The 24,782-nt window shown below is 30.2% G+C and carries 18 protein-coding genes; 7 read left to right on the top strand and 11 right to left on the bottom strand.

What is annotated here, in order from left to right; genetic code table 11:
* Window positions 1-50 precede the first annotated feature (50 nt).
* The 7 genes from purB to L8X27_RS03460 all read left to right on the top strand — a co-directional run bounded on the left by purB (window position 51) and on the right by L8X27_RS03460 (window position 10,138).
* Complete coding sequence (gene purB, locus L8X27_RS03490) at window positions 51-1,379, top strand: adenylosuccinate lyase (RefSeq protein WP_263671543.1); 1,329 nt, start codon at window positions 51-53, stop codon at window positions 1,377-1,379.
* 17 nt (window positions 1,380-1,396) lie between these two features.
* On the top strand, window positions 1,397-3,772 hold the full coding sequence (locus L8X27_RS03485; protein WP_263671542.1) for a ribonucleoside-diphosphate reductase subunit alpha: 2,376 nt from the start codon (window positions 1,397-1,399) through the stop codon (window positions 3,770-3,772).
* A 15-nt stretch (window positions 3,773-3,787) separates the two neighbouring features.
* A complete protein-coding gene (locus L8X27_RS03480; RefSeq protein WP_263671541.1) occupies window positions 3,788-5,773 on the top strand; it encodes an OPT family oligopeptide transporter in 1,986 nt (661 codons plus the stop codon).
* Window positions 5,770-6,576, top strand: coding sequence for an undecaprenyl-diphosphate phosphatase (locus L8X27_RS03475; protein WP_263659205.1), 807 nt, complete (start codon window positions 5,770-5,772; stop codon window positions 6,574-6,576). Before L8X27_RS03480 ends, L8X27_RS03475 begins: the two co-directional genes overlap by 4 nt.
* A 106-nt stretch (window positions 6,577-6,682) precedes the next feature.
* Complete coding sequence (thrS, locus tag L8X27_RS03470) at window positions 6,683-8,494, top strand: threonine--tRNA ligase (protein WP_263671540.1); 1,812 nt, start codon at window positions 6,683-6,685, stop codon at window positions 8,492-8,494.
* Window positions 8,491-9,012: a translation initiation factor IF-3 gene (gene infC, locus L8X27_RS03465; protein ID WP_220566975.1), complete on the top strand. Its 522-nt coding sequence runs from the start codon at window positions 8,491-8,493 to the stop codon at window positions 9,010-9,012. The genes thrS and infC overlap by 4 nt, the downstream gene beginning before the upstream one ends.
* A gap of 34 nt (window positions 9,013-9,046) precedes the next feature.
* Window positions 9,047-10,138, top strand: coding sequence for a DNA adenine methylase (locus tag L8X27_RS03460; RefSeq protein ID WP_263671539.1), 1,092 nt, complete (start codon window positions 9,047-9,049; stop codon window positions 10,136-10,138).
* On the opposite strand, the gene L8X27_RS03455 is transcribed toward L8X27_RS03460, so the two are convergent.
* The 11 genes from L8X27_RS03455 to L8X27_RS03405 form a co-directional block, all read right to left on the bottom strand.
* Window positions 10,135-11,001: a helix-turn-helix transcriptional regulator gene (locus L8X27_RS03455; protein WP_263671538.1), complete on the bottom strand. Its 867-nt coding sequence runs from the start codon at window positions 10,999-11,001 to the stop codon at window positions 10,135-10,137. The two genes, L8X27_RS03460 and L8X27_RS03455, sit on opposite strands and share 4 nt — an antisense overlap.
* A 17-nt stretch (window positions 11,002-11,018) precedes the next feature.
* Window positions 11,019-11,324 carry a hypothetical protein gene (locus tag L8X27_RS03450; RefSeq protein WP_263666479.1) on the bottom strand — a complete coding sequence of 102 codons (306 nt, stop codon included), beginning with the start codon at window positions 11,322-11,324 and terminating at the stop codon, window positions 11,019-11,021.
* Window positions 11,325-11,332: 8 nt separating this feature from the next.
* A complete protein-coding gene (locus L8X27_RS03445; protein ID WP_263671537.1) occupies window positions 11,333-13,027 on the bottom strand; it encodes a LeoA/HP0731 family dynamin-like GTPase in 1,695 nt (564 codons plus the stop codon).
* Window positions 13,024-15,075, bottom strand: a complete 2,052-nt coding sequence (locus L8X27_RS03440; RefSeq protein ID WP_263671536.1) for a GTPase — start codon at window positions 15,073-15,075, stop codon at window positions 13,024-13,026. Before L8X27_RS03440 ends, L8X27_RS03445 begins: the two co-directional genes overlap by 4 nt.
* Window positions 15,076-15,177: 102 nt before the next feature.
* Complete coding sequence (locus L8X27_RS03435) at window positions 15,178-15,399, bottom strand: hypothetical protein (protein WP_263671535.1); 222 nt, start codon at window positions 15,397-15,399, stop codon at window positions 15,178-15,180.
* Between the two features lie 77 nt (window positions 15,400-15,476).
* A complete protein-coding gene (locus L8X27_RS03430; RefSeq protein WP_263671534.1) occupies window positions 15,477-15,671 on the bottom strand; it encodes a hypothetical protein in 195 nt (64 codons plus the stop codon).
* Between the two features lie 10 nt (window positions 15,672-15,681).
* Complete coding sequence (locus tag L8X27_RS03425; RefSeq protein ID WP_263681050.1) at window positions 15,682-17,547, bottom strand: dynamin family protein; 1,866 nt, start codon at window positions 17,545-17,547, stop codon at window positions 15,682-15,684.
* A 2-nt stretch (window positions 17,548-17,549) separates the two neighbouring features.
* Window positions 17,550-19,757, bottom strand: coding sequence for a dynamin family protein (locus L8X27_RS03420; RefSeq protein WP_263681049.1), 2,208 nt, complete (start codon window positions 19,755-19,757; stop codon window positions 17,550-17,552).
* Window positions 19,758-19,766: 9 nt separating this feature from the next.
* Complete coding sequence (locus L8X27_RS03415; protein ID WP_195678030.1) at window positions 19,767-21,467, bottom strand: dynamin family protein; 1,701 nt, start codon at window positions 21,465-21,467, stop codon at window positions 19,767-19,769.
* Window positions 21,468-21,518: 51 nt separating this feature from the next.
* Window positions 21,519-22,994: a hypothetical protein gene (locus tag L8X27_RS03410; protein ID WP_263681047.1), complete on the bottom strand. Its 1,476-nt coding sequence runs from the start codon at window positions 22,992-22,994 to the stop codon at window positions 21,519-21,521.
* A 3-nt stretch (window positions 22,995-22,997) separates the two neighbouring features.
* The gene (locus L8X27_RS03405; protein WP_263681045.1) at window positions 22,998-24,782 is read right to left on the bottom strand and encodes a BspA family leucine-rich repeat surface protein; all 1,785 of its coding nucleotides are present in this window, start codon (window positions 24,780-24,782) and stop codon (window positions 22,998-23,000) included.

Genomic DNA, 24,782 nt, shown 5'->3' with positions numbered 1-24,782 from the left:
AAATTCAAGCTATTTTTTCATAAAAAATTATATAAAAAAAGGTCTTGAAAATGGTTGAAAGATATAGCAGAGAAATCATGGCTAAAAAATGGGACATGCAAGCAAAATATGAGGCGTGGTTAAAAGTGGAATTAGCTGCTGTGAAAGCGTGGAATAAACTTGGTCTTATTAAAGACGATGATTGTGAAAAAATTATAAAAAATGCAAAATTTGATATAGCAAGAATAGATGAGATAGAAAAAACTACCAAACATGATGTTATCGCTTTTTTAACTAGTGTAAGTGAAAGTTTGGGTGAGGAAAGTCGTTTTGTGCATTATGCGATGACAAGTTCAGATTGTATTGATACTGCAGTTGCTTTGCAGATTAAAGATAGTTTAGAATTAATCTTGCAAGATTTAGATCAAGTTTTAGCAGCGATTAAAACAAGAGCATATGAGCATAAAAATACCTTAATGGTAGGAAGAAGCCATGGAATTCATGGAGAGCCTATAACTTTTGGTTTGGTTTTGGCTATTTGGTATGATTCGCTAGTTCATGCAAAAGATTTAATCATTCATGCAAAAGAAGTGATTAGCTATGGAAAAATCAGCGGTGCTATGGGAAATTTTGCTCATGCTCCGCTTGAATTTGAAGAAGAAGTTTGTAAAAACTTAGATCTTAAGCCAGCACCAGTTTCAAACCAAGTTATACAAAGAGATCGCTACGCACAGGTTATCTCGGCTTTAGCTATTTTAGCTTCAAGTTGTGAGCAAATAGCTGTTGCTATCCGCCATTTTCAAAGAACAGAAGTATATGAAGCTGAAGAATATTTTTCTCAAGGACAAAAAGGAAGCTCAGCTATGCCTCATAAAAGAAATCCTGTTTTGAGTGAAAATATCACCGGTCTTTGCAGGATGATAAGAGCTTATGTAACACCTGCTTTAGAAAATGTAGCCCTATGGCATGAAAGAGATATATCACATTCTAGCGTTGAAAGATTTGTATTACCTGATGCTTTTATCACGACTGATTTTATGCTTTCAAGATTATGCGGTGTGATAGAAAAGCTTTTGGTATATCCAGAAAATATGATGAAAAATTTAAATTTAACTGGAGGACTTGTATTCTCTCAAAGAGTATTGCTTGAGCTTCCATTTAAAGGTATAAGCAGAGAAGAAGCTTACAAGATTGTTCAAAGAAATGCTATGAAAGTTTGGGCTGATTTGCAAAATGGTAAGCCTGCTTTAAATGAAAAAGGCGAGAGTTTGTTTTTATTAGCTTTATTAGCTGATGAGGATTTGAAAAAATCTTTAAGTGAAGCAGATATTAGAAATTGTTTTGATTATAACTACTATACAAAAAATGTAGATAAAATTTTTGCAAGAACTTTTAAATAATAAACTAGGGGTTGTGAGTGAAAGTATTAAAAAGAAATGGAAGAACTGAAGAGTTAGATGTTTCTAAGATTAAAAAATATACTACCGACGCGGTGGCAAATTTAGAAAATGTAAGTCAAAGTGAGCTTGAAGTAGATGCAAAAATTCAATTTCGCGATGGTATAACAACAGAAGAAATCCAACAAACTCTTATAAAAACAGCAGTAGATAAAATAGATATTGATAGACCTAATTGGACCTTTGTTGCTGCAAGATTGTTTTTGTATGATTTATATAAAAAAGTAAGTGGTTATAATGGGTATAAGCATTTAAGAGAATACCTTGAAAAAGGCGAAAAAGAAGGTAGGATTTTAATCGGCCTAAAAGAAAAATATGATTTAGATGATCTTAATGCTTATATCAAGCCAGAGCGTGATTTGCAATTTACTTATCTTGGTATAAAAACTTTGTATGATAGGTATTTGATTAAAGATTCTAAAGGTATGCCTATAGAATTACCACAACAAATGTTTATGGCTATTGCGATGTTTTTAGCACAAAATGAATTAGATTCTCAAACTTGGGCTAAAAAATTTTATGATTTGATCTCAACTTTTGAAGTAATGCTTGCAACTCCAACCCTTTCAAATGCAAGAACTACAAGACACCAATTAAGCTCATGTTATATAGGAAGCACACCTGATAATATAGAAGGGATTTTTGATTCCTATCAAGAAATGGCACTCTTATCTAAATTTGGCGGTGGTATAGGCTGGGATTGGTCTAAGGTGCGTGCTATGGGTGGAAGTATAGATGGGCATAAAAACGCAGCAGGCGGGATCATACCATTTTTAAAAATCACTAATGACATAGCCGTTGCTGTTGATCAACTTGGTACTAGAAAAGGGGCGATTGCTGTATATATTGAACCTTGGCATATGGATATTAATGACTTTTTAGATTTGCGTAAAAATTCTGGCGAAGAAAGAAGAAGAGCGCATGAACTTTTCCCTGCTTTGTGGATTAATGATTTATTTATGAAAAGAGTAAGGACAAATGGTAAATGGACGCTTTTTGATCCTGCTGATACTGCAAGTTTATGCGATTTATATGGTGAAGAATTTGAGAAAAAATACGAAGAATTTGAAAAAGATGAAAGCATAGCTAAAGAAATTATAGATGCAAAAGAGCTTTGGAAAAAAATACTTTTATCTTATTTTGAAACAGGTATGCCATTTTTATGTTTTAAAGATAGTGCAAATAAGACAAATCCAAATTCTCACGCAGGGATTATAAGAAGTTCAAATTTATGTACAGAAATTTTTCAAAATACAGATTCAAACTATTATCAAATTAAAATCGTATTTGATGATAAAACAGAGCTTTATTTAGATGAGAATGAAGAGCTTACAATAGATGGAGGGTATAAAAAACTTGCTAAGAAAGTTTCTACTTTAGATAGTATCAATGGTAAAAAAGTTTACATAGTAGAAAAATATAAAAACGAAGGAAAAACAGCAGTTTGCAATCTAGCAAGTATAAACTTAAGTAAAATCAACACTAAAGAAGATATCCAAAGAATAGTACCAACAGCGATAAGAATGCTTGATAATGTGATTGATTTAAATTTTTATCCCCATGTAAAGGTTAAAAATACCAACTTAAAATCACGCGCTATAGGACTTGGTGTAATGGGTGAAGCGCAAATGCTGGCTGAAGCTCAAATTTATTGGGGTTCTAATGAGCATTTTGAAAAAATTGATCGTATTATGGAGATGATTAGCTATGAGGCAATTTTAGCTAGCTCAAATTTAGCCTTAGAAAAAGGAAGCTATCCTGACTTTGAAGGGTCAAATTGGAGTAAAGGTATAGTGCCAATTGATGTAGCAAATGAAAATGCTAAAAAACTTACCGCAAGTGAAGGTTTGTTTGATCAAAGCGAGTGTGATTGGGAAAAATTAAGAGAAAAACTAAAAAGAGATGGTATAAGAAATGGTTATTTAATGGCTATAGCACCAACTTCTTCTATCTCGATTTTAGTGGGTACTACTCAAACAATTGAGCCTGTGTATAAAAGAAAATGGTTTGAGCAAAACTTAAGTGGTATGATACCAACTGTGGTGCCAAATCTAAGTGCTAATACTTGGCAGTATTACACTCCTGCTTATGAGCTTGATCAAAAAATCTTAGTAAAAGCAGCAGCGATTCGTGGTAAATGGATTGATCAAGGTCAATCATTAAATATCTTTGTTTCTTTAGATAAAGCAAGCGGTGGATATTTAAATGAAATTTATCAACTTGCTTGGGAATTAGGTGTTAAATCAACTTACTATCTAAGAAGCGAAAGCCCTGATAGTCAAAAAGTAAATGATGATGTGGTTGATAGAACTATAGAATGTGAAGGTTGTCAATAAAAATGGAGAAACAAAATGTATACAAAAAACTCACTACCGGAGCTTACGCTTAGGGGTATAATACTAGGAAGTATTTTAACGATTATTTTTACTGCCTCAAATGTATATTTGGGGCTTAAAGTTGGTCTTACTTTTTCTACTTCTATTCCTGCTGTTGTAATTGCAATGGCTGTTTTAAAAATCTTTAAAGATTCTAATATTTTAGAAAATAATATGGTTCAAACTCAAGTTTCAGCTGCAGGTACGCTCTCGGCTGTGATTTTTGTTATACCAGGTCTTTTTATATGTGGGTATTGGTTTGAATTTCCACTTTGGCTTACCTTTATGCTCTGTCTTTGCGGAGGTGGATTAGGCGTGCTTTTTACTATACCTTTGCGTAGAGCTATGGTAGTAGAGAGTAAATTGGCTTATCCTGAAGGAAGGGCTGCTGCTGAAATTTTAAAAGTGGCCAATAAAGATCAAGCTGATAAAAAAGGAAAGGTGGGCTTAAAAGAAATCACACTTGGTGTAGTATTAGCTTCTATTGTAAGCCTTTTTTCAAGCGGCTTTAAACTACTTTCAAGTGGAAGTAGTTTTGCATTTATTTGGCAAAAAATGACTTTTGGATTTTCTATGGGCTATTCAGTGGCACTTTTGGGTGCTGGATACTTAGTAGGTATAGCTGGAGGTGTTGCATTGCTTGTGGGTATGGTGCTTGCTTGGATGGTTTTTGTGCCATATTTTTCTGCTAAAGAAAGTTTTGATGTAAGCTTAAGTGCACTTGATATAGCTAATCAAATTTGGGCTCAAAAAGTACGCTTAATAGGTACAGGAGCTATTGCCATAGCAGCATTATGGACTTTAATAGAACTTGCAAAGCCTGTATATGATGGCATGAAAAATATGCTTAAAAAAACTTCATTAAACCTCTCACAAGATCCTAAAGATATGGATTTATCTTTAAAAGCTATGCTAGGTTTATTTGTGCTTATGTGTATAGGTTTGTTTATTTCATTTTATGCTTTTGTGGCCGATTCAAATTTAGCAAGTGGCTATCAAATTCTTTTTGCCTTAGTAGGAACTTTAGTAGCTATTTTTATAGGCTTTTTTGTAGCTTCTGCTTGTGGATATATGGCAGGTTTAGTGGGTTCATCATCTTCTCCTATTTCAGGTATAGGACTAATTGGGATTATGATTTCTTCTTTGATTATTTTACTTTTGGGTTATCAAGTAGATTTATTTAATGATCCTTTAATGTCTAAATTTGCTATTGCTTTTGCTATATTTACTACCAGTGTTATTTTGGCAACTGCTGCTATTTCTAATGATAATTTACAAGATTTAAAAACTGGTTATTTAGTAGGTGCAACTCCTTGGAAACAACAAGTTTCTTTGATTATAGGCTGTGTGTTTGGAGCTTTGGCTATAGCTCCTGTGTTAAATTTGTTATACCAAGCTTATGGTTTTGTGGGTGCAATGCCAAGAGAAGGAATGGATGAGGCAAATGCACTTGCTGCACCACAAGCAAATTTAATGAGCACTATAGCTCAAGGTATTTTTAACGCTAACATTGATTGGAGTTATATTATAGCGGGAGCTTTTGTGGGTGTTGGTATAATCATTGTCGATCGTTTATTAAGAAAGAAAAATATGACTTTACCGCCTTTAGCTGTGGGTATAGGTATATATTTACCACCTGCTGTTAATATGCCTTTGTTTATAGGTGGATTATTGGCATATTTAATTAAAAAGCGTTTGGATCAAAGATATGCTAAAAATGCTCATAAAAAAGAACTTATTCAAGAGCATGAGCAAAAAGGAACCTTATTTGCCTCTGGTTTGATAGTGGGTGAGAGTATATTTGGAGTATTAATAGCTGGTTTAACTGTGCTTTCTATTAGTAGAGGTGGGACTGAAGATCCGCTTGCTATTGCAACTTCATTTAAAGATGATGGGATTATAGGTTTTGTAGTTTTTGTAGCGATTATGCTAATTTTTGCAAGAAGAGTGCTTAAAAAATGAATTTAGATTATTATTATGCTTTGATTTTAGGAATCATTGAGGGTCTGACAGAATTTTTACCTGTTTCATCTACTGGGCATATGATCTTGGGTGCTGAAATTTTGGGTTTAAATATAGATGATTTTTGGAGAAGTTTTTTTATCATCATTCAGCTTGGTTCTATACTAGCGGTGATTTTTATTTTTAAAGAAAAACTAACTCAAAAACTTGATATTTGGTTAAAACTTGCTGTGGGCTTTTTGCCTGCAGGTGGGGTGGGTTTTATAGCATATAAGTTTTTAAAAGAAATATTTAATGGCTATACCGTGGCTACTATGTTAATCATTGGTGGGATTGTTTTTATCATCATAGAACTTAAACATAGAAAAAAAGACTATACAATCCACTCTTTAGATGAGGTAAGTTATAAACAAGCTTTTTTGATAGGCTTAACTCAAGCTCTTGCTATTATACCAGGTACTTCAAGAAGTGGAGCAAGTATCATAGGTGGCTTATTGCTTGGACTTGATCGCAAAGTGGCTTCTGAATTTTCATTTTTGCTTGCAATTCCTACTATGATTATAGCAACAGCTTATAGCATTTATAAAGAACCACAAGTTCTAAGCAATATGAATAATTTCATTCCTTTAGCCATAGGTTTTATAACAGCTTTTGTAGTGGCTTTTATAGTAATTAAAATATTTTTAAAATTAATTAGCAAAATAAACTTCATACCTTTTGGAATTTATAGGATAATTTTAGGTTTTGTATTTTTATACCTTTTTATGAGTGGTACTTTAGATATATCAAGAACAGGTGTTTGAAATATAAAAATATCCTTTATTTAAAAAAAGTTTAAGTTTTTCATAGCTAAAATTAGTCTTATATTTTAATTTAAGCTCACAAGGTTAGTGAGTGTTAAGGGTAGAAATGACAAAAGATATAATTGCATATGCAAATAATGAAACTTTGGTAGATACTCAAAGTTTTAACAATGATATAAATTTAACTCCGATTTATTTTGATAATTCTAAAGAAAGTTTAGAAGTTATCCGCCACTCTTGTGCGCATTTAATGGCTCAAGCGATTAAAAGTCTATATCCAGAGGCTAAATTTTTCGTAGGACCTGTGATAGAAGATGGGTTTTATTATGATTTTAGAGTTGATAGTAAGATTTCAGAAGAAGACTTAAGCAAAATCGAAAAGAAAATGAAAGAACTAGCTGAAGCAAAGCTAGACATCACAAAATATGAACTCTCAAAGACTGAGGTTAAAGAAAAATTTGCTAATGATGATTTAAAACAAGAAGTTTTACTAAGAATTCCTGATGGAAAAGTAAGTATTTATAAGCAAGGCGAATTTGAAGATTTATGCCGTGGACCTCATGTACCAAATACTAGATATTTAAGATTTTTCAAACTTACTCGTGTAGCGGGAGCGTATTTGGGTGGTGATGAAAAAAGAGAAATGCTCACAAGAATTTATGGTACTGCCTTTGCAGATAAAGAAAGTTTAAATGAATACTTAAAAATTATTGAAGAAGCTAAAAAAAGAGATCATAGAAAACTTGGTAATGAAATGAAGCTTTTTGCCTTTGATGATGAAATAGGTGGTGGGCTTCCTATATGGCTTAGCAATGGTGCAAAATTAAGAAGCAAATTAGAGCATTTGCTATATAAAGCACATAGATTAAGAGGCTATGAGCCTGTGCGTGGGCCTGAACTTTTAAAAGCTGATGCGTGGAAAATTAGTGGGCATTATGCAAACTATAAAGAAAATATGTATTTTACGCAAATTGATGAGCAAGAATATGGCATTAAGCCGATGAATTGTGTAGGACATATTAAAATTTATCAAAGTGATGTTAGAAGTTATCGCGATTTACCTTTGAAATTTTTTGAATACGGCGTGGTGCACCGCCATGAAAAAAGTGGAGTTTTACACGGGCTTTTTAGGGTAAGAGAATTCACTCAAGATGATGCGCATATTTTTTGTATGCCAAGTCAGATAAAAGAACAAGTTTTAGAAATTTTAAGCTTTGTCGATACTTTGATGAAAGCTTTTGAGTTTGATTATGAAATGGAAATTTCAACACGCCCAGCAAAAGCAATAGGCGATGATGAAATTTGGGACATAGCTACAAAGGCTTTAAAAGAAGCTTTAGATGAACAAGGTTTAAAATATGGCATTGATGAGGGTGGTGGAGCTTTCTATGGTCCAAAAATCGATATTAAAATCACTGATGCGCTAAAAAGAAAATGGCAGTGTGGAACTATACAAGTAGATTTTAACTTACCAAGCCGTTTTAAACTCGAATACGCAGACGCAGATAATGAGAAAAAACAACCTGTAATGCTTCATCGTGCTATTTTGGGTTCTTTTGAAAGATTTATAGGAATTTTAGTAGAGCATTGTGCGGGCGAGTTGCCATTTTTCATAGCGCCAACTCAAGTAGCTATAGTACCTATTTCGCAAAATCATCATGATTATGCAAAAGAAATAGCAAGAAAACTTTTAGAACTTGGCATTGATAGTGAAGTGTATAATAAAAATGAAAGCTTAAATAAAAAAATCCGCACAGCCGAAAAAGCACATGTGCCTATGATACTTGTTTTAGGCGATGAAGAAGTAGCAAACAAAAGTGTGGCTTTAAGAGATAGAAGAGCAAAAGAACAAAAAACAATGACTTTAGATGAATTTATAACCCTAACAAAGGAGAAATTAAGTGAGGTACGCTTTTGAGTAAAGAAAAAGAAGTATTGCTAAATGAAGAAATTCAAGCAGATGAGATCAGATGTATAGGTGATGATGGCAAGGTTTATGGCATTATTAGTAGTGATGAAGCACTAGATATAGCAAATAGACTAGGGCTTGATTTGGTGATGATAGCCTCTGAAGCCAAACCACCTGTATGTAAGATAATGGATTATGGAAAATTCCGTTATCAACAAGAAAAGAAACAAAAAGAAGCAAAGAAAAAACAAAAAGTTATTGATATAAAAGAAATCAAACTTTCTGTGAAAATCGCTCAAAATGACATTAATTATAAAGTCAAACATGCAAGCGAGTTTTTAGAGCAAGGCAAGCATGTGAAATTTAGAGTGTTTTTAAAAGGTCGTGAGATGGGCTCTCCTGAAGCAGGGGTAGCTTTGCTTGAAAAAATTTGGCAAATGGTTGAAGATATAGCAGATAGAGACAAAGAGCCTTTACTCGAAGGACGCTATGTAAATATGCTAGTAACTCCTAAAAAGAAAAAATAATCGCAAGCCTTTTTAAGGCTTGTATTTTAAACTTATGTTAGAAGAAAATCCACAATTTTTAAAAGAACAAATCATAACTTATCTTGGTAATAAAAGATCTTTGCTTGAGTTTTTAAATCAAGGCTTCAAATTCGCACAAAATGAGCTTAAAAAAGACAAATTTAGTTTTTGTGATGTATTTAGTGGCTCTGGGGTAGTTTCGCGTTTTGTGAAGCCTTATGCGAGTTTTATCATGGCAAATGATTTGGAAGATTATTCTAAAATCATCAATGAGTGTTATTTAAGCAATCAAAACGCACAATTTTTACAAGAATTACAAAAACATTATGCTTTTTTAACTTCTGATTTAAAACTCAAAAAAGGCTTTATAAGCAAGCTTTATGCGCCAAATGATGATGAGTATATCCAAAAGAATGAAAGAGTTTTCTACACACTTAAAAACGCTATGTATTTAGACTCTATGCGAGAAAAAATTTCAAGCCTGCCAAGTAATATACAAAAATACTTCATCGCACCTCTTATCTACGAAGCAAGTGTACATGCAAATACAAGCGGGGTTTTTAAAGGCTTTTATAAAGATAAAAATGGAGTAGGAAAATTTGGAGGAAATGGAGCAAATGCGCTTAGTCGTATAAAGGGTGATATAGCTTTAAAAATGCCTATTTTTTCAAATTTTACTTGTGAGTATGAGGTTTTTCAAAAAGACGCAAATATTTTAGCTAAAGAGCTTGATAGCTTTGATGTGGCGTATTTAGACCCACCTTATAATCAACACCCTTATGGATCAAATTATTTTATGTTAAATTTAATCGCTAATTATAAAAAGCCAAAGGAAATTTCAAAGGTTTCTGGTATACCAAAAGACTGGAACCGCAGTGCTTTTAACAAAGAAAAAAAAGCCGAAGATGCTTTGTTTGATTTGATAAATGATTTAAAAGCCAAGATTGTATTGCTTTCTTATAATTGTGAGGGTTTTGTAAAAAAAGAAAAATTCACAAAAAGACTTCAAAGTCTTGGAGAATGTTTTGTGCTTGAGCAAAAGTATAATGCCTTTAGAGCTAGTAGAAACCTTTCTAAGCGCTCTATGCATATACAAGAACAACTTTATGTATTAAAAAAACGCTAATCTTGCATGTATGTATTTAACTGCTCAAAAAGTTTTTCTTTTAAAGCGATAGGTTTGTTTATTTTAATATATGGTATCCAATATCTTATTAAATTTAAAAGCTCATCATCATAGGTATAAAATGCCTTGATGTAAATAAAATTCTCATCCTCATCTATAAATTCGTATTTAGTAAGGGCATTTTTTCTTAAGAAATATTCTTTAGCTTTTTTATCAAGTTTTAAAATAGCTTCTTTGTTTTCTTTACTAATCCAGTTGCTTTGATCTTTTTGAATTTGTTTTAAAAACTCTTCTTTTGGGGTAAAAATTTCTTTTTTTTCCACTCTTAGTTGTGTGATTTTAGAAAAAGCAAAGGTTTTTAAAGTATCGTTTTCATCTGCTAAAAGATACCATATGTGATCAATATTGATGAGTTTGTATGGATTGGCTTTTCTGCATTTTTCTTTGTAGTGAAAACTAATGGGGTATTTTGCTATGATAGCTGCACTTAGTTCCTCAAAAACTTCTCTATCAAGTGTTTCATAGCTTTGGGTTTTGACTAAAAAGGCTTTATTGATTTTTTCATTAAGCAAGTCGTTTAAAAACTCTTTATCTAAACTAGGATAAAGCCTACCTATACCGCTTAAAATAGCAAAATTTTGTATATCTTTAAAGCTTAATTTTCCTAAAACATAGCCTTCTAAAAAATACTTTCCATTTTCTTTTTTTATAGGGATAAAAGCAAGGCGTTCATGTAAGTCTCTTTGTATGGTGCGAATGCTGACATTAAATTCTTGCGCAAGCTCTTTTAAGCCAAAACGCTCTCCATTGTTTAAACACTGCAGTATAGAAACTAAACGCGTAGAAAGCTTGTCTTTTTCCATATACAACCTTTTTTTGTTTATTTTAGCAAATCTTTGATGTTTTGTTTGATTGTTTTTGGATCATTTTCATAGGTAGTTAAAAGCTCTTGAATAAGTTTTAAAAAATCACTAAAATCATCAGGATTTTCTTTTTTAAATTTAAGTACTCTATCTAGGATGATAAAAGCGGCTTCTGTTTTGTCATTTTCTTTTTCATAAAGCTCTTTTAGCTCTAAAGCAAACTTAGTGTAAGTATAAGCTTGCTTTGGCTTTGAGATGATATCAAAGATGTTTGATTTATAGCTAAAAAGCAATGAAAAAAGCTGAGGTAGTTTGTTTAGCATGATATTACCTATAAAACTATTTGAGTATCTATAATTTCCTCGCCCTTTTTAAGCCAATTAGAAAAAGAATTTTTGCGATTTTCTTCTTCAGAGATGTTATCTTTAATATGTTTTAAGGCTGATTCTAAATCAGAGACTTTTGGGAAAAATTTCTCTTTAAATGTTTTGTCATCATTAATTAGTTCTAAAATTTCTGCTTTTTGCTCATTAAAATTATTCTCCATTTTTTGTTTGGTTAATTGAAATTCTTCTTCTTTTTTTGCTTGTTTGTAGCTATCCCAAAGTTCCATACCAATCGAAAGAACCGCAAGAACCGCATTAGCCTTATTTGCTAAATTAACTGCACCCCAAGGTTTAAACTTTAAGCCTAGATCAATTCCTATATATTTAGCACCTTGAACTACAACATCTCTTGCGATTTTTATATTAGTAGCATTTATCATTCCGCTATGGCGCAAAAAATTTACCCCTTGCTTTCCAAAAGCCGAAATGCTTTTTTCAAAAAAAGAAAGTTCCGTTGTAAAATTAGTTTCAATTCTGGAAAATTGAGCGTGGATTCTATGTGTTTGCGTGTCAAAAGCATTTTGAATTTTAGTGTCGATATTAATACCATTTTGTCCTATTTCTCTTGTTATAAAAGCACCAAAAGTATCTAGTGTTGTTCCTTGTAATTGTTCGCAAAGTCCGCTAAAATAATCTATAACAAATTCTCTTAATTTAATACGAGCGTTAGCTATATCACTATCAAGCTCTTCGATATTATCTTGCATATTTAAAGCGGTTTGTTTTAGTCTATCCAAACCATCACAAAAAACATTATGTAAATCCTTAGCTACTGGGAGTTGTTTTGTTAGTATATCCTTGATAATACTTTCTTTAGTATCTTCAACTATCACTAGCTTTCCCCCATTTTCGCCAATTTTCTTCTCTGTTTCATTTTGTAAATTTTTTATATGAGAAAGTTTTTGAAACTCATCCTTATGCTTAAGCCAATATTCAACCCCTTCATCAAAAGGATTTGCTGATACTGCGACTATACTTAGTTGCTCCTTTTCTTTGTCTGATAAATTAATTAAATCGTTCAATCTATTTTTGATATTTTCTTGTTTAATAGCTAGATTATGATTATAATCTTGTTCATCTTCTATATCCGCAATTTCATCAAATTTACTCAAAACAAAAATTGTTCTTGGTAAAAGATTAAGAGTTCTAAACATCCAATTTAATTCATCTTTATGTGAATCTTTAATGGGGTTAGATGGATTTAAAATATAAAGAATCAAATGTGCTTCACTAATATATTTTTTAGTAATATCTTTATATTGTTCAATTTTATTTTCATCATTTATTTTTTCTTTAAAACCAAATAATCCAGGAGTATCCACAAGCTCTAAGTCATCATTAATTGGATAAATTTGAATAGCATCGCTTGACTCTTGATGATTTATTTTCATACTATGTTTATCTAATTTTTCAGTCCAAGCGGCTGCTATGGATGTTTTACCCTCTGAAAAACCTCCTACCAAAGCTACTTTTAACTTTTCATTGCTTACACTATTAATAGTATTTTGCAATTTCTTAATAAAAGCACTATCTACTTCAACACCATAAATTTCTCCCTCTGTTACAAAATTTAATAAGCTAGTTAAAAGCTCTAAATTTTTTTGCTGCAAGGCTTTAAATTCTACAATAGTCTGATTCATATAATATCCTTTCTTATAACATTTGCTAGTTTATTTAAATTATTTTTTATTTTATCAAGATCGCCAATAGTTGTTTTTAAATGCACTATAGGATCTAATAATGTATTTTTTATATTTTTTATAGGTTCTTTAATGTTTTTATTGTTATCTTTTAATTGTTTTTTAATATCATCTTGTAATTGAGCTACGATTTTTCTTAAATTCTCATCTACTGATTTTTTTTGCTGAGAACGCTTGTAATTTTTATCAAATATTTTTCTAATAGATTTAAAAACCCCGATAAGTCCTGAAATAACAGAAATAGCTAAAAATACCCACGCACCAGGATTCCAAAAATTCGCTACAGCTAATGCCATACCACCTAAAGCACCAAAAAGAGCTGTTTTGTCTAAACCACTATCTATATTTATATTAAGTAGTATTTTATTATTGATGTTTGTTTTAAAATTATTTTCTATACTTATTTCTAGTTTTTCTTGAAATTTTTGCAAAATCTTTTGTAGTTTTGATTTAAACTCTACTATTAATGATTTAAAACATTGGTCTATATTTTGCGTCAAAAATTCGATTTGTTTTTTAAGTTCTTGCTCGAAATAATCTTTAAATTCAGCATCTGTAATATCTTGTTCTATAATTTTATACATTGTAGTTCTTGTTTTATTTTGGAATTTTTCGATTTGTAAATTAGAATCATTTTCTAAATCTAAAATAAAATTTTTTACTGATAAATCTAAATCTTTGCTGGTTGATTCTTGTATGTTTTGAAAATCTTGAAGCAAAGGTTTGATATATTGTTTGTTAATTGCATTAATGTTTTGCATCAATTTTTCAACAACTTTTAAAGCTTTATTGTAATTTGATATTTTAATTTTCTTTTTGAAATTTTTAAACAAATCTTGTTGTAAAAAATCTATAAATTCATAAAAATAAGATTTTTGCAATAACTCTTCTGGTTTCAAATGTTCTAAAAATTTAGCCCTTTGCTTGTAAAGATTAGTGTTTTTAAATACACATCTTGAAACACCATAAAATGCTACTTGAGCACTGAGAATTTTACAAGTTTTATAATTATCGTGTAATATCTCTTGCATCTTTTCATCTAAAATTTTTAAACTTTCTTTTTCATTTTCATTTATTAATTCACGCGATAAAGCTCTTGTATTGTTAATTGGTTTATTATAAATAGTATAGACTTCAGTGTGTTCGCTTAAATGCTCTTGAATTTTTTCAATAGTTCCTTTATTGTTGGTGTTACCTTTTTGAGGAGGAGTTGGTTCTCTTTTTATATAAAAAACAGCATGCGCTTTTTTTGTTGCCTTAGCTATTTCATCCATAACGATTTTTTCATCGCCTTCTATACCAGGAACATCTAGTAAAGTGATACACTCCTCATTATAAGTAAAACTATAAGCAGAAAGATTTTTTGTAAAATCACTTCTACCATCACCTATAATAACTCCGTCTTGAACTTCTAAAATTTTATCTTCTAAATCTTGCTTTTCTTTACAATATCTTTCTTTTTCTTGAGTAATAAAAGCAATATTATCATCAATTTCTAAAAGATTTTTTTTAAGTTTTCTTAAATTACCTGCAAAAAAATTAAAGATTTTAGAAAATATTCCCTTATTATTTAAATCTTGTAATTGCAATTCTATGGATTCTTTGTTTTTAAGATTGATTTTTATTTGCTCTTCAAATTCTTGAATTTTTTGTTCGCTATTTTTAAAATGCTTGTCATATTCCAAACAAAATTTATTAAATTGATCTTCTTGTTCTAGCTTACTTTTTTCCCTAAAATAAATTCTTAAAGCTTCTATAAGTGTAGATTTGCCAGCATTGGTTTCTCCATAAAATGCTATGGTAAAATTATTCCATTCTTGATTATCTTTTAAAACATCAAGTTCTTTTGCGCTATTTTGTTTTAGATCTTTAAATATAGACAAGGCGTTTTGATTTAAATCACTTATCTTATCATTATCATTAGTATTATTAAATATATTTTCTAAATCATCAATACTAGTTTTTATTTTTTGATAAATACTTTCCAAAAATTCTCTCCAATTTACCAGCGTATAGATGCTGATTGTATTAATCTAATCATAAATTTTATTTCAATTTTGAATTTATTTTTTTATTATATATAAATTTGCTTAAGTTTTATTGCTTTTAATGATCCTTGCAAGCACCATTATACCTGCTAAAATTAGCGCATAAGACACCGCTACATTTATAATTCCGTATTTTTCTATTAAAAATAAACTTGGTAATATAACGCACCACACTACAAATATAAATAAAGCCCAAAAAGCTCCGCAGGCAATAGCCCATATAGCAGTAGCTATCATGACTATAATACCAATTACAACCGCCATAAATAACTCCTTTTGTTTTGATTTACAAAAGGAATTATATTTTAGCTTTATGACAGCTTGTGTCGTAAGTTAAGACATTATCTTTTAAAAGCACTTAGTATGGTGCTAAATGCCATTTCTAAGGCGTTTGCATTTTTTCTTTGGAGAGGTTCTTTACATTTTGGACAAGAAAAAATTTCACCACTAAAAGACATAACATCAGATTTTGGAACTATCACTTTAGAATACCCGCATTTTTTACATACTTTTTTAAATGGCATAGGACGTATCATTCAATTTCCTTTATAAAAGTTTTTTTAATTCTTCTAGTTCATCGTTAGTTTCATCTATGGTTTTGTTGATATAAGATTTTGATGATTTTGTGATGTATTTTAGTTTTTTTTCTGATAAATCCTTATAAGCATTAAATACGTTATTTAAAAAATTCTTTTCATTAATAGGATTTTTATCTTTACTAAATTCTTCAAGTATATTTAGCGTAATTGCTGTGTTATCATCATCACAAGAACCTAAGGCTTTTTTTATATTTTGCTTGACATTATTTATGATAAAGTTGTGTTTTTTTTTCATGAAAAAATAAGGATTTATTTTGTTGATAGTTGCAACCATTAAAAATAGACTTAGTGTTTTTAGGTACTCTTGCTCTATTTCGCTAAAATCTTTCTTTGCGTTATTTAAATACAACAAAGCCAAATCAACCTCTTCTCCATATTCGATCTCATATTCTTCCATGCTTTCAAAACAAGTTTCATCGAGTGCATTAGCTTGTAAAAAATTAAAAAAGAAATTTTTAAATTCTTTGATTTCTCTTTCTTTTTTTGTGTATAGTAAAAAGGAAAGTAAAACACATTTTTTATAGAATTCTTGCATTATTTCTGTGGCTTCTTTTTTCTTTAGATCCACTATAGCTTTTATGTATGAAATTTCTACATCAAAATCTGGTAAATGTTGTAATTTTTCATTGAAAATATCAAAAAATATTTCATTTAGAATTTCAAATGCTTTTTTTCTTAGTTGCTCTAGCTCATCTAGCAAATCTTGAATTTCAGCGATATTTACAATACTTTTTAGCTTATCTAATCTTCTATCTATAGCAGAACTATCATCAAGATTAGCTTCTAAAATTTCTATATCTAAAGAATGTATAGTCGATTTTAAATCTTCTTGTTTTTTCTTTTCATATAAAAGTTCTTTTTTTAATTTTAAAAAAACTTCATTTAGTTCTTGAGCGATTTGTTCTTTAGAGATGATGTTTTTATCAACACAATTAATAAAATCCCTTAGTGTTTGTTTTCTATATATTATTTCTTCTTTATTTATAGAATCATACGCACTAATTCCTTCATACTCAAAACCAAATTCTAAAAGATTATCTTCAAAATTATCTAAAACCCTTTCTAGTTCATCAATAGGCAAACAATCAGCTTTATTTGCTACTATGTAGAGTTTTTTGTTTTCTAAATTCAGTTTTTCTAAAAAGTCTAAATCAGTGTGTGGTATTGTTCCATTAGAATCAAGACCTATCATCCAAATTAAAGCATTTGCATTGTTTAAATACTCTTTAGCTGTTTCAAAGTCGTTTTTTGCAGAACCTACTTTTGGAGGGTTATACCCTGGAGTATCTACAAAACAAATATGAGGAAAATCAGGAATGGAAGTTTGCATAGCCATCATAGGCAGGATTGTTTTTAGATTAAACCCTAATTCTTTTATGAAATCATGTGACAAAGTAGAATAAATTTCTAAAGGTATATTAACAATCCCTCCATTATAGCTATAGCCTATGATTTTATCTTCATTAGCATTAAAAATATAACTAGCAATTGCTGTTACAGGTTGTACATCTATTGGAAGTTTAATGTTTTTGTTTGCAAAGAAGCTTGATATAAATTGACTTTTACCAGCGCTAAATCCACCACCAACTGCTATGGTGGATTTATTTGCTATTGCTTTTAAAGAAACAACTCTTAAAAGTTCATTTTTTATACTTTGCAAATCCATAAATGAATTTAACTCTTCTTTTAATCTTGCTTTGCTTGCAAAATTTTTATAATCATTTTCTATCAATTCTTCAAAGGCTTTATAATTGTTATTTGTTTCTTTTTTTGCATCCAAAATACTCGTGATAAATTGTAATTTTTTTTGCATTGTTACGCCTTAAGATCTTGTAGTTGTTTTTCTATATCACTTAACTCACTTAGTGCTAGAGCTTGATTGTTGATGTCATTTTCTAACTCTTGAAGTTTTTTATCGTATTCTTGAAAAAGTTTTTGCGATAATGAAATTCTTTTTAGCTCACCGGTTAGATTGCGTGTATAAGTTTTTATATCCACATCAACTGCTGTTTTTAAATCGTGTATAAAATCTTGCGCACTAGAGATAAAATCTTGCGCACTAGAACCTTCCAACACCCCGCTACCTTCTGGAAGCTTTTTATCACTAAAGCTAATTTGTGGCATATATAAAGAACTAACTATAGCGCTAATTACTTGGCGGAAATTGCGTGTATTGATACTATCATCATCTACAACACTTCTTAGCTCTTTTAGTAGTCTTGATTTGATAGAATCTTTTAGCGATTTTATATTATTAAAGCATTCTTGCTGAATTTTATTTTCTATATTAGAAAGTAAATTTTGCAAAGCATTTTTCACAGCTCCAGTTCTTACTGTGGTTACACTAATAGTGCTTTCATAGGATTCATATCGAGTTCCAAATAACGATCTCAACCAAAATAATCCAGCTCCCTTATCTCTTGTTTTTGTAACCGTTCTTGTTTCGGTATTTTCAGCGTTATTGACATCAGAAGTAGCTTGATTGTAAAGTATATTAAACTCTGTGTTTAATTTTACAGGTATCATAGTCTCAAACTCATTGATGATATCAGCATAGGTTTCATCCAATACACTGCTTGCATCGGCTTTTATGTTGTTGATTTCTTCTTTTTCACTTTGTAAATCTTCTATTTTTGTGCTTTGAATTTCTTCTTTTCTTTCTTTGATAAATAAAATCAAACTTTGCAAATAATCCTCGATTATCTTTCCTTTTTGGTTTAGATAATCATTGATTTTTTGATTTTTTATTTCTTCTTTTTTTAAAGCAACCGCATTTAAACTTTTTTTAATAGCATTAATATTTGAAAGCTCATTTAAACTAGCTAGGGTTATCTCATCGTTTAAATTTGAAAAATTATCCGCATAGTTTTTTTGTAATCTCTCAAAAGTATGTTGTTCCATGCTATTTAAATTTTCTTTGTTGTTAATGATACTTAAAGCTAAGCCTGATGAAACAAAAATTTTTTCATTGCTTTTTTCTATCAAGGTATCAAAAACATCGCCTACTTCTGGGTTGCTTTCTTTAAGACTTGATAAAACTTTACTTAAATGCTGTGCGTGTTTATTTTTTAAAATTTCTAAAGCTTTATTGAAATTTCCATTTGCTTCTTCTTTTATATTTCCACCTAGTTGCATATCGCATTTTGAACCTACAACATAAATTTCTCTAATGCCGTTTTTGCTTGAAATTCTATCCATTAGTTCTATATCTTCTTTTGACATAAATTGCCCAGAAGGTGATACTATGAAAACCACATCACATTGATCTAACTCTTCTTTTGTTCTAGCTTCTCTTGAAATAATAGGATCATTAATACCTGGAGTATCTACTATGCTTATGCCTTCAAGACTTTCTATAGGTAAGTATATATTAACGCTTTTAGTAAATGGCATAAATTTACCACTTTCGCCTACATAATCATATAAAGCTTGTTTAAGTTCTTCTAAATCATTAAAGCTTTTTTCTTCTAAAGTGTTTGAGATATCAAAAGATGATTTTTTGATCATCTCGTATTGCTGATGGCTTGCACCTGCTATTTCATACTCTTGTATAAGTCTATTTTTTATAGGTTTTAAAATTTCTTCATCACTTTTACCAAGATTATGAGGTCTTTCTTTAGCTTTTGCTAGTTCATTGTCTAGTAGCTTTTGAAATTCATCTGCTTTGCTTTTGATGTTTTGTATATCTTCTTGAGAAAAAAAATCAATTTCTACTTTGTATTTTTGTGCATATCTTATTTGAGTTAAGGCTGCAGTCATGGGTGTAGCTGCAGCTGGAAGTATATTTTTACCATCAAAAATTAAAGCATTGATTAAAGATGACTTACCAGCCTTTACTCTTCCTATAATGCCTATTTTCATTAATCTTGCTTCATCACTTATAGCCAAAAGATCATCTTTTATTTTCTTAGATGTACTTAGGCTATACTCGTTGAGTAAAATTTCAGACTTGTCTTTTAATCTATCGTTGTATTTAACGATTAGATTTTCAATTTGCTCTAGTTTTTCTAATTGCTTTTGCATTGTTTTTCCTTAAAATATAAATTTATTTGCTAAGCTATCTATGTGATTTAACACTTCTTTATATGCTTTGATGGTGTTTTCTATATCTTCTTTTTTCTGATCAAGTTCAGCTTGGGTGTTTTGTAAAACACTGATTTTTTGATTGATTTTTTCTTTAAAATCATTTGATATTTTTTCTATCATATCCGAAACTTGAGCATTAAACACTTCAGGAAGTTTAGAGCGAATTTCACCTTTAACTTGCGGTAAGGCTTGAGTTAAAATCATGCTTTTGATTTTTTCTAATTGCTCTTGTTTTTTCTCTTCTTCGCTTTTTGAAAAAAGGGCTGGCAATATACTTGAAAGCACAGAGAGTATAGGTCCTACTACTGGCACAACCATACCAAGTCCTTTTCCTAAAACAGCCGCTAATCCACCTTTTGCTATCAAGGCAGTAGCTACGCTTTGTAAGGCAGCAGGGGCGACTTTAGAAAGCATTTGCGTGCCAACACCTAGGGCGTTGGTCCAGTTTAGATTATCGGTTAAAACTGACATGGTTTTGTTGATACCTTCTAGTTTAACGCTTAAGCTAGTGATGATCTCATTGTTAATATTTTCCATAGTTTGTTTAACCGAATTTGCTAAGGTTGTTCTAGCTAATTCATTGATTAAGGCATTGGCGCTATTGGAGCCATTGTCTATAAAAGTTTGAGCTATTTCGGTAGCATTTGAGCTTAAAACGCGCGCAACGCTTTCTATGATATTATCAACGCCTTTTTCTCCATAGCGATTTTGTACTTCAATTAGCATTTGTTTATGCTCTAATTCTAGTTTTTGGATGCTTTCTTGAAGTTCTATTATAATCTGTGAATTTTCTTCTTTGCTGTTATCTAAAGCATTGATACTTGCATTGATTGTTTGTTTGATATCTTTAAATTTTTCTCTTAAAATACACTCATAAAGGTTTTTAATGATTTCATTCGGATTGATTTGTTTTATGATGGTTTGCAAGCTTTCTCCGCCATTATCATCTACCATATGTATAGTTTTATCTAAATCAAAATATTCTTTTAGCTGCTCTTTAAATTTATCAGCTACTTTTAAAGCTTCATCTTTTGGCATGAGATTGGTTTTGCTTAAAAATAAAGCAAAGTCTCTATTATAAGTTCTAATTTCATCAATTCTATTGATCATGGTTTTGGTTAGATTTCCATTTTCAATACTTTGTAAAACTACAAAAAACACACCTTTTTCTATGTATTCTAATATAGCTTTATTATGAGAGTCTATCGGGGATTCAAATCCAGGCATATCTACTAAAATGATAGGTTCTATATCCTTTAAAATTTGTTGATTTATAAAATATCTTACGTATTTATACTCATGTGCTTGCTCTTTTAATTTCAAGCCATCATCAATTTGAAATTCTACTAAACTTCCATCGTTTTTAACTGCTTGGATGTATTCTTTTTGGCTAAAACGCAACTCACTTGCAAGTGCTGTTTCAGGTGTCACATCTACGCTTAGGTATTTTTTATTTAAAAATGAATTTAAAAGCGATGATTTACCAGCACTAAATGCACCTATTATAGGGACTAATAATTCTACATTTGTTATTGCTTCTTTTAAATTAGCTAGTTTAAAAGACTCGCTATCTAAAGTATTGATTTTCTTGATATTTTGCTCAAGCTCATCAAGAAATTCTATGTATTTTGTTTGTTGTTCTAACATTTTTTTCTCCTTGTTTTTTGGTATTTTAATGCAAACTAATGACAGCTTGTGTCATCTTGAACTAAAATCTTTACTCATTTCATAAAGAATTTTCACATTTTGGTTTGTGGTGCTATACTCCCAGTGTTTATCAAAAATGGTTTTTGCTCCAGAACTTCCATCTATATCTAAAAGATAAAATTTATTTTCTTTTTCTCTTTGTTCTTGTATTTGTCTTAAAATTTCATTATTCACGCCCCCAAAGTCTCCATCAGATATAACAAGTAAGTCAGACTTTTTAAAATCCTCTTCTTGCATTTTTCTCACACCTTCTTTTAAGGCTATACCTACATCAGTTCCTCCATTAAAGCTAAGACTTAAAAACTCAAACAAATTTTTCATACCTTTTAAAGAGCCTATTTCCATACAGCTTATGCTAGAGCTAAAATTTATCAAATAACAAGATCTTTTTTCTTCAAAAGCTTTTTTTGCCATAAAAAGCGTAATGCCTTTAGCGATAAATTCAGGCATACCGCTCATAGATCCACTACTATCTACGCAAATTATCATCGCACCTTCATCTTTTGGTTTTTCTATTTCTTCTATTTTTTCTATTTCTTCTTCTACTTCATAGATTTTTGTTTGGCTTATATAGCCTTGCTTTTCAAAACAAAAAAGTCTATTTTCTAAGTATTTTAAAACAAATAAATTTTCTAAATCCTCATCATTTAAAAGCCCAAGTTCTTGAGGTAGTAATTCTTCTAAATTTCTACCCAACATCACTCCGCTTATTTCTTCTTTGCTGTTTTTAGTAGGAATTTTTTGAGAAAATTCATAGCTACGCATTTCTTTAACGAGTATTTTTCTTTCTTCTTTTTCAACGCCTTTTAATTTTCCTAAAAGCTTGCAAATTTCTTTTAAAGATGGATTGTTTTTAATCATCTTAAAATATGTAGTGATTTTTTGTATGTCAAGTTTTTTTGGATCAACTGCGCTTAGATCATAGCCCTTGCTTGCTCTTTTGATTTTTTCAAAGTATTCTTTGTTTCCAAGCTCATTTATATCAAAATCATCTATAATATCTTGTTTTAAATCCCCAAAAACATCTCCTAACTCTTCGCTTAACTCTTTAGCCTCTCTAGCTTGCTCTACTAAGATATCAATCCTCTTGCTAAAATCATCTAAAATTTCCCTTCTTTTAGTGTCTATGTAGTGATTGGTTTTTTTGATTAATTCCTCATCCCAAATATTAAGCGTATAGGCTCTAAGTTCTTCTAGTGACTTTTCTTTGCTTTTTAGATTATTTTTCACAAAATCCATGTTTTTGTGTTGATTAAATTTGCCAAATTCATCCAAATCCTCAAGCAAAATTTGCTCATGGGCTTTTGCAATGCTTTTTCTTTCATAAAACCTTTTTTCCTCTTCTAAAAAAGGATGATTGTTTTTCATTTCTTTGATTTGTTCTTGGACTTGACTTAAAGACTCTTTTACTTTGGCTTTTACATCAGGATCTTCTAAGTTTTGAATTTTTTTAACGATATCTTTCACTATCTATCCTTTATACCAATGTGGAAGTGTATTTTGGGCGCTACCTGCAAACATATAGGCTCTATTTTTTAGTTTAGCTACATTCCATTGATTTAAATTTCTATTGAATGATTTGGCATAAGAAAACATCCTGCTCATATTAGTAACATTAGATACATCCCAGTTATATAAAGGTTGGTTAAAATGAGTTGCATTTGCAAACATATATTCCATATTTTTTACACTTGATACATCCCAGTTATATAAAGGTTGGTTAAATTTTACCGCCTTGTAAAACATATGGCTCATATTTGTGACTTTTGATACATTCCAGTTTGATATATCGTGGTTAAAACTTTCTACACCACTAAACATACCACTCATATTTGTGACTTTTGAAACATCCCATTTTTCTATGCCACTAAAATTTCGTCGTTTGCTGTTTTTAAAAATTCCACTCATATCGGTAATGTTTGATATATTAATATCAGATAATATTATGTTTATGTTTTTAACAAGTTGCTTTAATTCGGTTTTATTTTTTGGTTTATACTTGTAGATTTTTTTAACTTCTTTTGATGCGTTTAAGTTGTATTGAATTTGCTCTGTTTTTAATAATTCTTGTTTAATAGCTTTAAATAACTCATCATAGCTTGCAAAGAAAGTTTTATAAGAATACTCACTTAAAAAGATATTTTTGTTTTTATTTTTTAGTTGGTTAAATTCATCTTCTAAGTTTTGTTTTAAACTTAGAAATTCTTTTTGTATGCGTTGAAGTTTGGACAGAATAAAATCTTTGGATTCTTTTTCTATTTGTTTTCTATAACAAGCTTTATTAATCTCATCTTCTAAAGCTAAAAGAATGTTTTTAACTCTTAAAAATTCTTTCTCATCTACTTCATGAGTGAAATTTTCTTGTAGTATTTGTTTGATTATTTTTTTATCTTTTTCATTACTCCATAAACAATGCTCTAATAAAGCTAAGTCTATAGGTAGTATTTCCTTTCTATCGTTTAGATAGGCACATACAGCTAATAATTCAGCCACGCTTTTATACCTTCTATCTGATATATAAATTAACTCATCTATATCTTCTAAGTTTTGATTATGTAGTTCTATGTCTGATTTGATGTTTAAAAGTATTTCCATCGCTTCGTCAGGAAATTCTACATTTTCACTCTCAATTAGAATTTTTTGTAGCTCTTCTGCTTGGAAATGATTTTTGATCATTATTTTTTCGCTTTTATTTCTAAGCAAATTCTCAAAACTCTCTCTTTGCTCTAAAGGCAATACCTCATATCTTATAAGCATTCTATCATATAAAGCTTCTAAGCCTTGATTAGTTGCAGGAAATTCATTAGAAGCACATATAAGTCCATATAAAGGAACTTCTATATTATCCTCTCCATCTTTATAAATTTTCTCATTGATAATAGTTAATAAAGTATTTAATATAGCAGGAGAACTTTTCCAAATTTCATCTAAGAAAGCAAAATTTGCACAAGGTAAATATCCTTTAGTTACTCTTTTTAATTTATTCTCTTTTAAAGCTTTAATATCTATAGGCCCAAATACTTCTTCTGGTGTAGAAAATCTATTCATCAAATAAGTAAAAAAATGATTATCTTCTCCAAAGGCTAAAGCACTTCTTCTTGCTATCATACTTTTAGCTGTTCCAGGAGGTCCATATAAAAATATAGATTTACCTGAAAAAAATGCCAATAAAACAAGTTTTATTACTTCATCTCTTTCTAATAATCCTTTGTTTAATTCTTGTATGATACTTTGTATTTTATTTGCATAAGACAT

It is taken from the genome of Campylobacter sp. CNRCH_2015_1657 (genome assembly GCF_025772685.1).
GTDB classification, from domain to species: Bacteria; Campylobacterota; Campylobacteria; order Campylobacterales; family Campylobacteraceae; genus Campylobacter_D; species Campylobacter_D lari_D.
This window is presented reverse-complemented; position numbering and strand designations above follow the sequence as displayed.

Excerpts from the sequence above, each read along its gene's own strand:
- L8X27_RS03430 (WP_263671534.1), bottom strand. The coding sequence starts at position 15,671 with ATGATACGTCCTATGCCATTTAAAAAAGTATGTAAAAAATGCGGGTAT.
- L8X27_RS03460 (WP_263671539.1), top strand. The coding sequence starts at position 9,047 with ATGTTAGAAGAAAATCCACAATTTTTAAAAGAACAAATCATAACTTAT.
- L8X27_RS03480 (WP_263671541.1), top strand. The coding sequence starts at position 3,788 with ATGTATACAAAAAACTCACTACCGGAGCTTACGCTTAGGGGTATAATA.
- L8X27_RS03475 (WP_263659205.1), top strand. The coding sequence starts at position 5,770 with ATGAATTTAGATTATTATTATGCTTTGATTTTAGGAATCATTGAGGGT.
- L8X27_RS03420 (WP_263681049.1), bottom strand. The coding sequence starts at position 19,757 with ATGCAAAAGCAATTAGAAAAACTAGAGCAAATTGAAAATCTAATCGTT.
- thrS (WP_263671540.1), top strand. The coding sequence starts at position 6,683 with ATGACAAAAGATATAATTGCATATGCAAATAATGAAACTTTGGTAGAT.
- L8X27_RS03415 (WP_195678030.1), bottom strand. The coding sequence starts at position 21,467 with ATGTTAGAACAACAAACAAAATACATAGAATTTCTTGATGAGCTTGAG.
- L8X27_RS03450 (WP_263666479.1), bottom strand. The coding sequence starts at position 11,324 with ATGCTAAACAAACTACCTCAGCTTTTTTCATTGCTTTTTAGCTATAAA.
- L8X27_RS03445 (WP_263671537.1), bottom strand. The coding sequence starts at position 13,027 with ATGAATCAGACTATTGTAGAATTTAAAGCCTTGCAGCAAAAAAATTTA.
- L8X27_RS03435 (WP_263671535.1), bottom strand. The coding sequence starts at position 15,399 with ATGGCGGTTGTAATTGGTATTATAGTCATGATAGCTACTGCTATATGG.
- purB (WP_263671543.1), top strand. The coding sequence starts at position 51 with ATGGTTGAAAGATATAGCAGAGAAATCATGGCTAAAAAATGGGACATG.
- L8X27_RS03455 (WP_263671538.1), bottom strand. The coding sequence starts at position 11,001 with ATGGAAAAAGACAAGCTTTCTACGCGTTTAGTTTCTATACTGCAGTGT.
- L8X27_RS03405 (WP_263681045.1), bottom strand. The coding sequence starts at position 24,782 with ATGTCTTATGCAAATAAAATACAAAGTATCATACAAGAATTAAACAAA.
- L8X27_RS03425 (WP_263681050.1), bottom strand. The coding sequence starts at position 17,547 with ATGCAAAAAAAATTACAATTTATCACGAGTATTTTGGATGCAAAAAAA.